Annotated in this window: 15 protein-coding genes and 1 pseudogene; 5 read left to right on the forward strand and 11 right to left on the reverse strand. The window is 72.7% G+C overall.

Annotated features, from left to right (window positions below; genetic code table 11):
- Positions 1 to 67 precede the first annotated feature (67 nt).
- Complete coding sequence (locus ACFYS8_RS27215; protein WP_387645978.1) at positions 68 to 2,386, reverse strand: Tex family protein; 2,319 nt, start codon at positions 2,384 to 2,386, stop codon at positions 68 to 70.
- A 238-nt stretch (positions 2,387 to 2,624) separates the two neighbouring features.
- Between ACFYS8_RS27215 and ACFYS8_RS27220 the strand changes: the two genes are divergently transcribed.
- Positions 2,625 to 3,902, forward strand: a complete 1,278-nt coding sequence (locus tag ACFYS8_RS27220; RefSeq protein WP_387645550.1) for a glycosyltransferase 87 family protein — start codon at positions 2,625 to 2,627, stop codon at positions 3,900 to 3,902.
- 32 nt (positions 3,903 to 3,934) lie between these two features.
- The gene (locus tag ACFYS8_RS27225; RefSeq protein WP_387645553.1) at positions 3,935 to 4,072 is read left to right on the forward strand and encodes a hypothetical protein; all 138 of its coding nucleotides are present in this window, start codon (positions 3,935 to 3,937) and stop codon (positions 4,070 to 4,072) included.
- On the opposite strand, the gene ACFYS8_RS27230 is transcribed toward ACFYS8_RS27225, so the two are convergent.
- The 8 genes and pseudogenes from ACFYS8_RS27230 to ACFYS8_RS27265 all read right to left on the reverse strand — a co-directional run.
- On the reverse strand, positions 4,060 to 4,836 hold the full coding sequence (locus ACFYS8_RS27230; RefSeq protein ID WP_387645556.1) for an SGNH/GDSL hydrolase family protein: 777 nt from the start codon (positions 4,834 to 4,836) through the stop codon (positions 4,060 to 4,062). The genes ACFYS8_RS27225 and ACFYS8_RS27230 overlap by 13 nt on opposite strands.
- A gap of 37 nt (positions 4,837 to 4,873) precedes the next feature.
- The gene (locus ACFYS8_RS27235; RefSeq protein ID WP_387645559.1) at positions 4,874 to 6,127 is read right to left on the reverse strand and encodes a cytochrome P450; all 1,254 of its coding nucleotides are present in this window, start codon (positions 6,125 to 6,127) and stop codon (positions 4,874 to 4,876) included.
- Between the two features lie 140 nt (positions 6,128 to 6,267).
- Positions 6,268 to 7,068, reverse strand: a complete 801-nt coding sequence (locus tag ACFYS8_RS27240) for a family 1 encapsulin nanocompartment shell protein (protein ID WP_387645560.1) — start codon at positions 7,066 to 7,068, stop codon at positions 6,268 to 6,270.
- On the reverse strand, positions 7,065 to 8,126 hold the full coding sequence (locus ACFYS8_RS27245) for a Dyp-type peroxidase (RefSeq protein ID WP_387645561.1): 1,062 nt from the start codon (positions 8,124 to 8,126) through the stop codon (positions 7,065 to 7,067). The genes ACFYS8_RS27240 and ACFYS8_RS27245 overlap by 4 nt, the downstream gene beginning before the upstream one ends.
- Before the next feature lie 113 nt (positions 8,127 to 8,239).
- Entirely contained in the window at positions 8,240 to 8,752 is a 513-nt protein-coding gene (locus ACFYS8_RS27250; protein ID WP_387645563.1) for a hypothetical protein, read from the reverse strand.
- An 11-nt stretch (positions 8,753 to 8,763) separates the two neighbouring features.
- Entirely contained in the window at positions 8,764 to 9,228 is a 465-nt protein-coding gene (locus tag ACFYS8_RS27255; RefSeq protein ID WP_387645566.1) for a hypothetical protein, read from the reverse strand.
- Between the two features lie 37 nt (positions 9,229 to 9,265).
- Complete coding sequence (locus tag ACFYS8_RS27260; protein WP_387645569.1) at positions 9,266 to 9,430, reverse strand: hypothetical protein; 165 nt, start codon at positions 9,428 to 9,430, stop codon at positions 9,266 to 9,268.
- A gap of 106 nt (positions 9,431 to 9,536) precedes the next feature.
- Positions 9,537 to 9,893: pseudogene (locus ACFYS8_RS27265) on the reverse strand (winged helix-turn-helix transcriptional regulator); the annotation flags it as partial.
- A gap of 99 nt (positions 9,894 to 9,992) precedes the next feature.
- Here ACFYS8_RS27265 and ACFYS8_RS27270 point away from each other — a divergent pair.
- Positions 9,993 to 11,204 (forward strand): pyridoxal phosphate-dependent aminotransferase, encoded by a 1,212-nt coding sequence (locus ACFYS8_RS27270; protein ID WP_387645572.1) that lies wholly within the window; start codon positions 9,993 to 9,995, stop codon positions 11,202 to 11,204.
- A gap of 7 nt (positions 11,205 to 11,211) precedes the next feature.
- Here the strand turns inward: ACFYS8_RS27270 and ACFYS8_RS27275 are convergent, their stop codons facing one another.
- Positions 11,212 to 11,643 (reverse strand): hypothetical protein, encoded by a 432-nt coding sequence (locus tag ACFYS8_RS27275; RefSeq protein ID WP_387645575.1) that lies wholly within the window; start codon positions 11,641 to 11,643, stop codon positions 11,212 to 11,214.
- 125 nt (positions 11,644 to 11,768) lie between these two features.
- On the opposite strand from ACFYS8_RS27275, the gene ACFYS8_RS27280 reads away from it, so the two are divergent.
- Both ACFYS8_RS27280 and ACFYS8_RS27285 read left to right on the forward strand, forming a co-directional pair.
- Complete coding sequence (locus ACFYS8_RS27280) at positions 11,769 to 13,586, forward strand: HEAT repeat domain-containing protein (protein WP_387645577.1); 1,818 nt, start codon at positions 11,769 to 11,771, stop codon at positions 13,584 to 13,586.
- 85 nt (positions 13,587 to 13,671) lie between these two features.
- Complete coding sequence (locus ACFYS8_RS27285; protein WP_387645579.1) at positions 13,672 to 14,136, forward strand: hypothetical protein; 465 nt, start codon at positions 13,672 to 13,674, stop codon at positions 14,134 to 14,136.
- A 7-nt stretch (positions 14,137 to 14,143) separates the two neighbouring features.
- Here ACFYS8_RS27285 and ACFYS8_RS27290 read toward each other — a convergent pair whose 3' ends face one another.
- Positions 14,144 to 14,476: a YnfA family protein gene (locus ACFYS8_RS27290; RefSeq protein ID WP_387645581.1), complete on the reverse strand. Its 333-nt coding sequence runs from the start codon at positions 14,474 to 14,476 to the stop codon at positions 14,144 to 14,146.
- Positions 14,477 to 14,513: the final 37 nt, after the last annotated feature.

Here is a 14,513-nt window from a genome sequence, read left to right on the forward strand (position 1 = left end):
CTTGCGCTGCGGGCAGCACAGGACGGCCGGACCCCTGCCATGGGACCGGCCGTCGTGCGGAGGCCTGCTACTTGCCCAGGCCCGCGCGGCGGAGGGCGTCGGCCATGGCGGAGTTGGCGGGTGGCGGCGGGGTGCGGTCGTTCTGGCGGCGGTCCTGGCGCGGGGGGCGGGAGTCGCGGCGGGGTGCGCTCTCGCGGGGGGCGGCGGCAGGACGGGTCTCGTCGTCGAGGCGCAGGGTGAGGCCGATGCGCTTGCGCTGGACGTCGACGGCGGTGACCTTGGCGCGGACGATGTCGCCGGGCTTGACGACCTCGCGCGGGTCCTTGACGAAGTTCTTGGAGAGCGCGGAGACGTGCACCAGGCCGTCCTGGTGGACGCCGATGTCGACGAAGGCGCCGAACGCGGCGACGTTGGTGACGACGCCCTCCAGGATCATGCCGATCTCCAGGTCGGAGATCTTCTCGACGCCGTCCTTGAAGCTGGCGGTCTGGAACGCGGGCCGCGGGTCGCGCCCGGGCTTGTCGAGTTCGCCGAGGATGTCGGTGACGGTCGGCACGCCGAACTTGTCGTCGGCGAAGTCGCCGGGCCGCAGCGAACGCAGCACGGCGCCGTTGCCGATCAGGGCGCCCAGTTCGCCGCCGGTCGCGGCGAGGATCCGTCGCACCACGGGGTAGGCCTCGGGGTGCACCGCGGACGCGTCGAGCGGGTCGTCGCCGTCGGGGATGCGCAGGAAGCCCGCGCACTGTTCGAACGCCTTCGGGCCGAGCCGTGCGACGTCCTTGAGCGCGCGCCGGGTCCGGAACGGCCCGTTCGCGTCGCGGTGGGCGACGATGTTGTCGGCCAGGGTGCCGGTGATGCCGGAGACCCGGGTCAGCAGCGGCGCGGAGGCGGTGTTGACGTCGACGCCGACGGCGTTGACGCAGTCCTCGACGACGGCGTCCAGCGAGCGGGAGAGCTTGAGTTCGCTCAGGTCGTGCTGGTACTGGCCGACGCCGATCGACTTGGGGTCGATCTTGACGAGTTCGGCCAGCGGGTCCTGCAGGCGGCGGGCGATGGAGACGGCGCCGCGGATGGAGACGTCCAGCTCGGGCAGTTCCTGGGCGGCGAACGCGGAGGCGGAGTACACGGACGCGCCGGCCTCGCTGACCATCACCTTGGTGAGCCCGAGCTCGGGGTGGCGCTTGATCAGGTCGGCGGCGAGCCGGTCGGTCTCCCGGGAGGCGGTGCCGTTGCCGATCGCCACCAGGTCGACGTTGTGTTCCGCGGCGAGCCGGGCGAGCACGCCCAGCGCCGCGTCCCACTTGTTGGCGGGCTGGTGCGGGTAGATCGTCTCGTACGCGACGACCTTGCCGGTGGCGTCGACCACGGCGACCTTGACGCCGGTGCGGAAGCCGGGGTCGAGGCCCATGGTGGCGCGGGTGCCGGCGGGGGCGGCGAGCAGCAGGTCGCGCAGGTTGGCGGCGAAGACGCGCACCGCCTCGTCCTCGGCCTCGGCGCGCAGCCGGGTGCGCTGGTCGATGCCGAGGCGGACCAGGATGCGGGTGCGCCAGGCCCAGCGGACGGTGTCGGTGAGCCACTTGTCGGCGGGCCGGCCGCGGTCGGCGATGCCGAACCGGGCGGAGATCCGCTGTTCGTAGTCGCTCGCGCCGGGGAGGTCGGCCTCTTCGGCGCCGTCGTACGGGGAGAGGTCGAGGTCGAGGACCTCTTCCTTCTCGCCGCGCAGCATGGCGAGGATCCGGTGCGAGGGCAGCTTGGTGTACGGCTCGGCGAAGTCGAAGTAGTCGGCGAACTTGGCGCCGTCCTGCTCCTTGCCGTCGCGGACCTTGGCGACCAGCCGGCCGCGGGTCCACATCCGGGTGCGCAGCGAGCCGACCAGGTCGGCGTCCTCGCCGAAGCGTTCGACGAGGATCGCGCGGGCGCCGTCCAGCGCGGCGGCGGCGTCGGCGACCTGCTCGCCCAGGAACGTGGCGGCGAGCGCGGCCGGGTCCTGGGTCGGGTCGGCGAGCAGCGTGTCGGCGAGCGGTTCGAGGCCGGCCTCGCGGGCGATCTGCGCCTTGGTGCGCCGCTTGGGCTTGTACGGGAGGTAGATGTCCTCGAGGCGGGCCTTGGAGTCGGCGGCGAGGATCTGGGCGCGCAGCTTGTCGTCGAGCTTGCCCTGGGAGTCGATGGACTCCAGGACGGCGGTCCGGCGCTCCTCCAGTTCGCGCAGGTAGCGCAGCCGCTCCTCGAGGGTGCGCAGCTGGGTGTCGTCGAGGGCGCCGGTGGCTTCCTTGCGGTAGCGCGCGATGAAGGGGACGGTCGCTCCGCCGTCGAGCAGGCCGACGGCGGCCTGCACCTGGTTCTCGCGGACGCCCAGTTCCTCGGCGATCTTGCGTTCGACGGGCATGGTCACGATGCCGGTCACCCTTTCTGGTGGTTTCGCTTTCTCGCCCGTGCATTCTGGCAGGTCCGGCCGACGGATATCCGTCGGCCGGGTGGCGGCAGGGGGCGTGGCGCGTTCCGGGGACGTCGGCGGACACGCACCGGCGCCCATCAAGGCGTGCCCGATTTGTCTGATATGAGAAAGTTCGCACGAAGGCTCGCCCCTGTAGTACGACCGCAGTACGACCGCACTGGAGGACACGGTGGCGCAGGTCCCCGCCCGGCCGATCCGCTGGACCCGCCCCGCGACCTGGCCGCGCGAGGTCGTCGCGCTGGCCGTGTACTGGATCGCCAGCCGGATGCTGATGATCGGCGTGATCCGCTCGGGCCGGCCCGAGAACGCCGTCGAGGTGGAGTGGCTGTACCAGGGCTGGTCCCAGGTGCTGCGCACCGGCACCTTCCCGGTGAACGACGTCACCTGGCAGTACCCGCCGGGCGCGGCGCTGTCGATGCTCGCGCCCGACCTGCTGCCGTTCCTGACGTACCTTCAGGCGTTCTGGCTGCTGATGCTGATCGCCGATGCACTGACCCTGTGGGCGCTGCTGCGGGTCTCGCTGGGGCGGCCCGGCCGTTCGACGTCGGGCGCGTGGATGTGGACGCTGACGCTGCCGCTGCTGCTCGGCCTGCCGTACGGCCGCTACGACCTGGCGGTGACGGCGCTGGCGGTGCTCGCGCTGCTGCTGCTTCCGGCCCGGCCGCGGCTGGGCGGGGCGCTGGCCGGGATCGGCGCGATGGTCAAGGTGTGGCCGGCGCTGACGGTGCTCGGCACCCCGCGCGGCCGCACCACCCGGCAGGCGTGGACGTCGATGGTGGTCGCCGCGCTCGCCCTGCTGCTGGTGCTGGCCGCGCTGTTCGACCACGCCTTCGACTTCCTGCACGCGCAGCGCGCCCGCGGCGTGGAGATCGAGTCGCTGGGCGGCACGGCCTTCCAGGTGGCCCGGCTGTTCGGCTGGCCCGGCCGGGTCGAGCACCACTACGGCTCGATGGAGTTCCTCGGCCCGTACGTGCACCGGGCGTCCCAGCTGTCCCTGCTGCTGACCGCCGCCGCGTTCGGCTGGCTGCTGCTGTGGCGGCTGCGCGCCCGCCGCTGGACGGCCGCCACCCCGTACGACGCGGCGCTCAGCGCGGTGCTGCTGTTCACCCTGACCAGCCGGGTGATCTCCCCGCAGTACCTGATCTGGCTGGTCGGGCTGGCCGCGGTCTGCCTGTCCGTGCGGGGCACCTGCCAGCGGCCGGTGGCGCTGCTGCTGATCCCGGTGGTGGGTCTGACCACCGTCGACTACCCGCTGTTCTTCGAGGCGGCGATGGCCGGCGGCTGGCGGCCCACCGTGGTGATCGTGGCCCGCAACGGGCTGCTGCTGGCGGCGGGCCTGTGGTCGGCCGGCCGGCTGTGGCGGGCCACCGTCCCGTCCCGTGCCCGCCGCGCCGCGGACGCGCCCGCCGGGCCCCGGCCGGACGCCGATCCGGTCCGCACCTCCTGACCGCACCGGCCTCCGGCCGTACACTCGCGGCCATGGCCGACACCGAATTGGACCGGCTCGCCGCCGGGAAGTACCTGCTGGTCACCAGTTACCGCAAGGATGCTGCGCCGCGGCAGGACCGGCACCGTCGGGCTCACGATCCGGCTCTCCTGACGCCTTACGCCTGGTAGGGCAGCAGCTCGGGCCGCTTGGCGGGCCGCCCGTCGCCGGAGGAGCGGCCGCGCAGCCGCCGGCCGATCCACGGGCCGACGTGGGTGCGCAGCCAGCGGGCGTCCTCGCGGACCTTCTGGCCCCGGGTGCGGGTGTCGGGCTCGGCGAGCGGCGCCCGCCAGTCCTCCTCGGACGGGCGGCCGAGCGCCTCCAGCACCGCCAGCGCGACCCGGCGGTGGCCCTCCGGCGACAGGTGCAGCCGGTCCTCCGCCCACAGCCGGCGGTCGTCGAACGCGGGCGCCGAGAACAGGTCGACCAGCACCGCCCGGCCCGGGTACTCCCGGACCGTCCGTTCGACGAACGCCTTCATCCGCAGGATCGCCGGCAGCAGTCGCGCGCTGCCGGCCATCCGCCGGGTCGGGTCGGTCGAGGTGAACAGCACCACGGTGCGGCCCTCGGCGACCAGTTCGGCCGTGCACTCGCCGAGCCGCCGTTCCACCTCGGCGACGTCGCACCCGGGCCGCAGTACGTCGTTCAGCCCGCCCGCCAGCGTCACCAGGTCGGCGTCGGTCGCGGCCGCCAGGCCCACCTGCTCGTCCCGGATCTGGCCGATCAGCTTGCCCCGCACGGCGAGGTTCGCGTACCGGAAGCCGTCCTGCTCGGCCGCCAGCACGCCCGCGACCCGGTCCGCCCAGCCCAGGAACTCCCCGTCCGGCAGGACGTCGTCGCACATCCCCTCGGTGAACGAGTCCCCGACCGCCACCATCGCCCGGTACTGCCGCACACCGCCTCCTGGATTTTCGCTCCTGCCCCGCCCCACCCTACCCAGGCGTAACCGGGGCGCTGCGGGGCCGGGGCACCACCTCCACGGCCTCCGGGCCGTTGACGACCAGCGACGGGAGACGGGCGGGCCGCTGCCCGGGTTCGGCCAGGGCCAGCTCGGGCAGTCGCTCGAACAGGGTGCTCAGTGCCACCTCCGCCTCCAGCCGGGCCAGCGGCGCGCCGACGCAGAAGTGCGGGCCGTGGCCGAACGCCAGGTGGCTCTTGTCCGCGCGGGTGGGGTCGAACTCGTCGGGGCGGTCCGGGTGTTCCTGCGGGTCGCGGCCCGCGGCGGCGAAGCCGACCATGATCGGGTCGCCCTTGGCGATCAGCACGCCCTCGCCGAGGTCGATGTCCTCCAGCGCGTACCGCAGCGGGACGTACATGACGGGGCCTTCCACCCGCAGCGTCTCCTCGATCACGTCCGTCCAGTCGATCGTGCCCGCCCGCAGCCTGGCCAGTTGCTCGGGGTGGGTGAGCAGTTCCAGCGCGGCGCTGGAGATCAGGTTGACGGCCGTCTCGAAGCCGGCGGCGATCATCGTGAACAGCGTGCCGACCAACTCGTGTTCTGCCAGCGGCTGTTCGCCCGGCCGGTCGGAGAGCAGCAGGTCGCTGGTCAGGTCCGCGCCCGGGTTGGCCCGCTTGTGGGCGGCCAACTCGCCGAGGCGCTCGTAGAGTTCGTTCTGCACGGCGAGCGCGGCGTCCTCGGCCATGGAGGAGTCCAGCGCGCGGTCGATCAGCGCGCCCAGCCTCTCGCGCCGCTCCTCGGGCACGCCGAACAGGTCGCAGATCACCGTCATGGTCAGCGGCCTCGCCAGCGCGGACCGCAGGTCGGCGCACTCACCCGGCGCGAGCGCGCCGAGTGCCGCCACCAGCTGGTCGGCCATCGCCTGCACCTGGGGGCGCATCAGTTTGACCCGGCGCGGCATGAAGGTCGGGGCGATCCGGCCCCGGGCCCGGCGGTGCTCCTCGCCGTACCGGTTGACCAGGCTGTCCTGGAACGCCACCGACCCCAGCACCCAGCCGTCCGGTACGTCCGCCACCCCCGGCCAGTGGCGGCGGAAGTCCCGCGACACCCGCGGGTCGGTGGTCAGTGCCTGGATCACGCTGTGCCTGGTCACCGACCAGGCGCGGACCCGGCCCGGCAGCTCGACCAGCACCGCCGGGCCCTGCACCCGAAGTTCGGCGGCCTCCGCGTGCGGCGAGGCCGCGGTGGGGTCGAGAAACGGACACTTGGGAACGGAAGGATCGGACACGGCGTGCTCCCCTCATCACCGAACGCCCTTGCGATGCCTCACATCGTGGCGCCCCCGCCCGGCACCCGGAAGCCTCCCTTCACCATTGGCCTGATTCCGCCCCTCCCAACGCCAACTCCCGCTCCACTAAAGCCAATTGATCAGTCGGAGGTGAGGGACACCGAGGCCTCGGGGGTGTGCAGTTGGAAGGTGAGCGACTCCTGCAGGTAGAGGTGGACGGTGCTGTCGTCGTGCGAGAGGTAGCCGATCGACAGGTCCTCGCCGAGGTGGAGCTCGAAGTCGCCGCCGCGGGCGGAGAGCAGGATGGCGCCCTCGACGGCGGGGGCCCAGATGATGTCGCCGTCGAGCAGCCGGGCGAGGTGGTTGTGGACGGGGTAGCCGTGGTCGGAGGTCTCGTTGACGGCGGTGAAGATGTCGGCGCCGAGCAGCAGCGAGTAGGGGCCGCCGACGCCGGCCAGGCGCAGCGCGGTGAGGCCGCGGCTGACGGCGTTGGGGTACTCGCGGACGTCGGCGGGCAGGGCGACGGGGTGGTTGCTGGAGCCGTCCCGGATGCCGGTGATGCCGGCGGCGGACCAGCCGTCGAAGACGGCGCGGTCCTCGGCGAGGGCGATGGTGCGGGCGGCGTCCTTGACCGGGTCCCAGTCGGAGTCCTTGGAGCCGCGTTCGACGTCGTCCACGGCGGCCCGGGTGACGGTGAACGGGACGCGCAGTTCGACCAGTGCCCGGCATTCCCGGGCCCGGGCCTGGACGTTGTAGGACGGGGCGGCGATGTCGGCGAGGTGGCCGGTGCCGATCGCGGCGAGTTCCGGCCCGTCGGGGCCGAGCAGGTCGATCACCCGGCGACCGGCCAGGTGCAGGGTGAAGGTGCGCCGGGCCTCCTCCTCGATTTCGGCCCAGGCGGCGGCGGAGACGGGCGCCAGCTCGCGGTGCAGGTTGTTCACGGGGAGAGACTCCTCTTCAGGCTGCCGATGTGGAGACTGCCGTCCCGGGCCGCCGAAGGTGCGGACGGTTCCGGTGGCTGCGGTGCGGACGGTGCGTCGGTGCGTGCCCGGGCCGCGTCGGGGGTGCCGGGCGCGGGCGGCGGGTCGCTCAGGAAGCCCTTGCTCGGGACGTGAAAGAGCGTCCCGGTGACGGGAGTCGAGAAGTCCAGCAGCCGGTCGTGGGTGGCGGGCCCGCGGCCGAGGAACATGTTGCGGAGCATCTCCTCGGTCACCCACGGGTCGCGGGCGTAGCCGATGAAGTAGGTGCCGCACTCGCCGCCCTCGGTGAACGAGCCGAACGGCATGTTCAGCCGCCAGATGTCGAGCCCCTCGCCGTCCGGCCCGGTGACGGTGTTCAGCGCGACGTGCGAGTCCGCGGGCTTGGCCGCATCGTCCAGTTCGACGTTGTCGAGCTTGGTGCGCCCGATGATCAGCTCCTGCCGTTCGGTGCTGAGCGCGTTCCAACCGGCCATGTCGTGCAGGTACTTCTGCACGATGACGTAGGAGCCGCCGGCGAACGCCGGGTCCTCCTCGCCGATCAGCACGGCGTCGGTGGCGTCCTGGCCGACCGGGTTCTCCGTGCCGTCGACGAAGCCGATCAGGTCGCGGCAGTCGAAGTACCGGAAGCCGTGCGTCTCGTCGAGGACGCTCACCGCGGCGCCGAGCCGGCCGGTGATCCTGGTGGCGAGTTCGAAGCACAGGTCCATGCGTTCGGCGCGGACGTGCAGCAGCAGGTCGCCGGGGGTGGCGGGGGCGAGGTGCCGGGAGCCGGCCAACTCCTCGAAGGGGTGCAGCCCGGCGGGGCGAGCGCCGGCGAACAGCCGGTCCCAGGCGTCCGATCCGATGCCGACGACCAGGGCCAGCCCGTCGTGCGGGGCGCGGCTGCCGACCGAGCGGGTCAGCCCGCCGAGGTCGGGCAGCAGGTCGCGGACGGTCTGCTCGCCACCGTCCTCGATGCCGAGCACCAGGAACACGGCGGCCCCGGTCAGATTGGCGAGGACCGGTTGGGGCTGCGGCATGGCGGATGCTCCCAGGGGGGACGATCGGACGCCCGCCGACCATACCGGGCAAAAGGCCCAAGACTTCGCGATAGCGCCCTAATCGGGCGTGTCCCCCGGCCGCGGAACCGGTGTCAGCCGGACGCCCAGATCGCGGCCACGGTCAGCATCAGCAGCGCGAACAGGCCGCCGTACACAGCGAGATGGAAGCGGCCCCCGCGGCCGGTGAAGCGCAGCCAGTGGCGGCCCGGCTCGTCGACGGACTCGCCGCACAGTGCGCCGAAGACCGTGCCGAACAGCAACACCCCCGGGACGTAGCCGAACAGCAGTTGAGCGAGGCGCGACTGCTCGTCCGAATCCTCGGCATAGAGGTCACCGAGGGCGGTCACGAACATGACGACCAGCAGGAGCAGGAGCAGCGCGACCAGCACGGCGGGCCGCCGGTTCACGGGCCGGCGGTCCCACAGCGAGCGCATGGGGCCGCCCGCCGGAATGAGCGCCGCACCCAGCAGGCCGGACGGGAACTCGCTGTCGCCGAGCAGCGCCATGACGCCCCAGGCCAGCAGGATCAGGGCCACCCCCAGGACCGCCCCGAGCGCCCCCGCCACCAGCCCGCCCAGCGCGCGCGAACGGTCGGTCTCCGGCATGTCCCCTCCTCCTACTGGGCGTTGAGCACCGCGATCCCCGAATCCCCGGCCTCGAACCCGGCGAGCAGTTCGTCCAGGGTATGCACCGGCCCGAGGTGGTCGATCAGCAGGACGGCCTGCTTCTCGCCGTCCTGCTCGGCCGGCTCAAAGTCGGTAACGAGTTCGCGGCGCAGCAGCGTCACCCAGCCGCCCTCGTCCAACTGTCGCTCTGGTGCGGCGAGTTCCTCGTCGAGCACGGCCCGCTGGGCGACCAGCGTGACGGCCAGCCGGTCGCCGGTGCGGGTGTAGCGGGCGGAGAGGTCGAAGGGCAGCAGGTAGAAGACGCCCTCCTCGCCCTCGTGGCCGCGGTCCAGCAGGCGGAAGGCGGCCTGTTCACCGGGGTCGGCGGACTCGCCGTCCAGCGAGAGCAGCACCCCGATCTCGTCCGGCCCGAACGGGGGTACGGCGGTGATCCACATGCGCGAGGAGTCGTCCATGGCCGCCAGCCAAGCACAACTCGCCGACAGCACCGGGCTATTGGGCCGGTCCGCCGCCGGTCCAGGTGTGGTTGGCGGAGCGGTGGTGCCGGGCTGCCGCGGCGTCCCGGCCGACGGCGGCGCGGTGGGCCTCGGTGTGGTCGTACGCCGGGCGCCGGCGCCCGAACCGGCGGCGTGACCAGCGGTAGACATCGACAAGCATCGCGATTGGACGCAGCACAGCGGAACCCCCCGTTCGCCGCCGGGCGACCGGTCGTGCCCGGACGACGTGATTTTACCCAACTGTGGTACGGCTCAACTCATTTGGCGGCGTACCAGTGTCCGCGGAAGGCGTCGGTCGGGCGCGGCTCGCCAAGTTCGGGGGTGCCCCAGTGGGCGAGCGCCTCGATGACGGGGCGCAGTTCGGTGCCGCGGTCGGTGAGTTCGTAGACGGTGGCGTTGGCGGGGCGCTCCAGGCGGCGGCGCTCGACCAGTCCTTCGGCCTCCAGCTGCTTGAGGCGGGTCGCCAGGATGTCGGTGGAGACGCCCGGCAGGTCGGCGTGCAGGTCGGTGTAGCGGCGCGGTCCGCCGAGGAGTTCACGGACGATCAGGAGGCTCCAGCGCTCCCCGACCGCGTCCAGGGCGCGGGCGACGGCGCAGTACTGGTCGTAGCTTCGGCGTGGCATGTCGTCAGCATAGCCAAGAAGTTGGACTTTCCAAGTGCTCACTTGGTAGAACGAAGCAAGCCGGCCGCAGGGGCTCGGTGACGGGTCGGGAGGCCGCTGATGGAGTTTCGCCAGTCCAGCAAGCTGAAAGACGTGTGCTACGAGATCCGCGGCCCGGTCGTCGACACCGCCAACGCCCTGGAGGAGGCCGGCCACAGCGTCCTGCGCCTGAACACCGGCAACCCGGCGCCGTTCGGCTTCGAGGCGCCCGAGGAGATCGTCCAGGACATCGTCCGCAACCTCACCAACGCACACGGCTACAGCGACTCCCGCGGCATCCTGCCGGCCCGCCGCGCCGTCGTGCAGTACTACCAGCAGCGCGGCGTCCCGAACGTCGGCGTGGACGACGTGTACCTCGGCAACGGCGTCTCCGAGCTGATCCAGATGAGCGTGCAGGCCCTGGTGGACACCGGCGACGAGGTGCTCGTCCCGATGCCGGACTACCCGCTCTGGACGGCCGTGGTGACCTTCGCCGGCGGCAAGGCGGTGCACTACCTGTGCGACGAGGAGTCCGACTGGTACCCGGACCTGGACGACATCGCCTCGAAGATCACCGACCGCACCAAGGCCATCGTGGTGATCAACCCGAACAACCCGACCGGCGCGGTCTACCCGAAGGAACTCCTCCAAGGCCTGCTCGACCTGGCACGCCGTCACAACCTGATGGTCTTCGCCGACGAGATCTACGACAAGATCCTCTACGACGGCGTCGAGCACCACTGCCTGGCCGCCCTCGCCGACGACGTCCTCACCCTCACCTTCAACGGCCTCTCCAAGTCCTACCGAGTGGCCGGCTTCCGCAGCGGCTGGCTGGTCGTCTCCGGCCCCAAGCAGCGAGCCAAGGACTACCTCGAAGGCCTCACCATGCTGGCCGGCATGCGCCTGTGCCCCAACGTGCCCGCCCAGTACGCCGTCCAGGCCGCGCTCGGCGGCCGGCAGTCCATCAACGACCTGGTCCTGCCGAACGGCCGCCTCACCGAACAGCGCGACGTCACCTGGCGGGCGCTGAACGAGATCCCCGGCGTCTCCTGCGTCAAGCCGCGCGGCGCGCTCTACGCCTTCGCCAAGCTCGACCCCGCCGTCCACAAGATCGTCGACGACGAGCGCTTCGTCCTCGACCTGCTGCTCCGCGAGAAGATCCACATCGTCCAGGGCACCGGCTTCAACTGGCCCCGCCCCGACCACTTCCGCTTCGTCACCCTCCCCCGCGCCGACGACCTGGAGACGGCCATCAACCGGATCGGGCGCTTCCTGGCCACCTACCGCCAGTAGCGGCGCGTCAGCCGACGGCCGGGGCCGCTCGCCGCTCCGGCCGGGCCCCAGCCGTCCAGGGTGGGCAGATCTTCTCGGCGAGGCGGAGCAGCATCTCGCGGTTCACCGGGCCACCGTCGTCGCGCCACACGGCCAACTCGACGCAGCCGCCGGAGCCGTCCGCGTTCCGGGCCGCCAGGAGGGTCTCGGTCCTGCCGCCGGGGCCGCCACCGGACTTGGCCTTGCCCGCGGAGTCGAAGCTGATCCAGGACGTGGGCTCCGAGCGGCCCATGGCCGGGGTGGGCGGCCTGCAGGCAGCCGGCTCGGCACCCCCCGGCCCGACCGCCGACGGCATCAACCCGGAGCCCCAGGCCACCGTGCCCAGCAGGACCAGCGCCCCCACCGCCGACATCCCCCACACCCACTGGCTCGTGATCCGCTGCACCGGCTGCTCCGCCATGCCCCACCCTCGTGATCATCCGCTGTCGAAACCAGGCGAACCTAGCACAGTAGTTCGAACCCGCACCGGCAGCTCCCAGCAGGGAGGCTGGCGGCGCGGGCACCCGGTCGCCCACAATGCGCGGCATGCGAACCTCGGCCGTCCGGGCCTTCACCCACCGTCAACTCCGCGGCCGCACCGTCATGTTCGACGGCACCCCGACCCTGGCACTGGACGGCATCGAACAGCTCGCCACCGCCGTCGCCGCCCGCACCGCCGACCCGATCACCGTCGCCGCCGTCTACGTGCACGGCCTGGCGGAACACGGCGGGTGGCGGCGCCCGCAGCTGGTCGAGGCCGGGATCGACACCCGGCTGATCGACGCCGCCGAGGGCGTCCGGGCCGAGGCGACCGCGCGCCTCCGCCTCTCCGCCAAGTCCCTTGCGCGGGGCGCCCTGATCCGCGACTGCCGGCGCACCGTACCGGGGCCGAGAGCCGCGATGGCCGAATACTGGGCCTGGCAGCGGGCCGAAGCCGACCTGGTCCGGCACGGCGCCCCCGATGCCGCCGGCATCCGGCAGCTGATCGCCGACCTGGAATCCGCCGACCCCGAGACCGCCCATTACGCCAGGGTGATGTGCGATCGGATCCGTCCCGCGGAAGCGGTCGAACCGCTGCTCGCCGCCGCCGACCGGCTGGACCCGGCCCAGGCACACAACGGACGGCTCACGCTGATCCAAGTCGCCGCCAGCTGCATGACCACCGCCCAACTGCCGCTCGCCCTGCGCCTGGTCACCCACCCCGACGAGCTGCTGCGCGACAGCGCGGCCCGGGTCCTGCGCCGCCTCGACGACCCCGCCGCCCGCGCAGCCGTCACCGAGTACGACCTACAGCGGCTGCGCCCGGTCCTGGGGCTCGCCGAGGACGAACCGACGCCCCGCCGGCCGCAGGAGATCAACCGCCGGCTGATCGTCCTCGTCACCGCCGACCCGTCACACCTCGGCGCCGTCCGCGCCCTGGGCCGCCACGGCGACGCGTCCGCCCTACCCGTGCTGACGGCCGCCCTCGGCCACCGGAGCAGTGCGCTGCAGCGCGCCGCCGACGAGGCGATCGAGGCGATCGGCGGCACCGAGGCCCGCCGTCGCGCCGCCCTCGCCGTGCTGCGCGACCCGACCGCCGCACCCGACCGGGCCGCGCATGTCGCCCACCGGCTCGAACTCACAGAGGCCGTCCCCGAGTTGATCGCCGCCATCGGCCGCACCAACGGGGTCGTCCACGACGTCGTGGTGGCCCTCACCCGACTCGGCGCGACCGAGGCGGTGCCCGCCCTCGTCGACGCCTTCCGCCGCGCGAAGTGGGCACAGCCGATGCTGATCACGGCCCTGACACAGCTCGGCCCCGACCCGGCCGTGGACCTGCTCCTCGCCGAGGCCCGCAACCCGCTCCACGGCAACCGCACGCTGGTCATGAACGCCCTGGCCCGCTGCACCGACCGACGCGCCACCGACCTGGTCGTCACCCTCCTGCTGAACGGCGTGGTCCGAACCGAGCTGGTCCGCCCGCTGGCCGAGCGCGGCGACCCCGAACTGTTCGACGTGCTGGCCGAGTTGGTCAACACCACGACCAACCGGAAGATCCGGCGACTCGCCACCCACGGCATCCGGCGGATCGCCGAGACTGACCCCGCCCTGGTCGAGCGTCGGATCCCCTGGATCCGCGAACCGATCTCCCGAACCTGGCTCGAACCCCGGCTCCCGGACGGACCGGAGCGGCTGAAGCGCCTCGAAGCCGCCACCCGGGACGGCGACCAGCGGGTACGCGCCCAGGCCGTCAAGTCACTTGCGCTGATCGGCACTTCGGAGGCCTTCGCGGTGATCCGGCAGCTACGCGAGGACCCGAGCCGGCACGTCCGGGCCTGCGTCGAAGGTACGTTGCTGCACCGCGCTCCGGTTGCCGATCGATAACGAACCCATCACTCGAACTACACGGCTCGCACACACTCGGAAGGATGGCGTCCCGTCCTGAGCCGCCCTTCCGAGATGAGCCGTCTTGTCCTTCTCCCTCCGCCTGCGCCGGGCCTCCGCGGCCGGTGCGCTGCTGGCCGCCGCACTGTTCGCCACCGCCTGCGAGCCCGCCGACACGGCGCCCGCCGCGCCGTCCACACCCGCCGCCGTCAGCAGCAGCGCGCCATCGCCCAGCGCGTCCGAGACGCCGTCGCCCACGCCGACACCGAGCCCGACGCCGAGCGCCACGCCGAGCCCGAGCGCCGAGACGCCGACCCCGCCGGCCACCCAGCCGCCGCAGCCCGCGCCGAAGACCACCACCGCCAAGCCGCCGGCGGAGCCGACGCACACGCAGGAGGCGGCGGGGTGCCACCCGTTGTCGAACGCGGGGAACTGTTACAAGGCGGGCCAGTACTGCCGGGCTTCGGACCACGGGGTGTCGGGTACGGACGCCTCGGGGCGCACCATCCGGTGCGAGGACAAGAACGGCTGGCGGTGGGTCGCGGCCTGAGGCCCGCTCAGCGCCGCGGTCCGTACATGATCACGCCGACGCCGGCCAGGCAGATCAGCGCGCCGAACACGTCCCAGCGGGTGGGGCGGAAGCCGTCCACGACGACGCCCCACAGCAGGGAGCCCGCCACGAAGACCCCACCGTACGCGGCCAGCACCCGGCCGAAGTTGGCGTCGGGCTGGAGGGCGGCGGTGAAGCCGTACAGGCCGAGCGCGAGGACGCCGAGGCCGGCCAGCCACCACGGGCGGGACTCGCGGACGGACTGCCAGACCAGCCAGCAGCCGCCGATCTCCAGCAGCGCGGCCACGGCGAACAACATGATCGAACGGGCGGTACTCACCGAACAACCCTAGACGGCGGCGCCCCCGGACCCGACA

Origin of the sequence: Kitasatospora sp. NPDC004615, from assembly GCF_042873545.1 — a bacterium.
Classification (GTDB): Bacteria; Actinomycetota; Actinomycetes; order Streptomycetales; family Streptomycetaceae; genus Kitasatospora.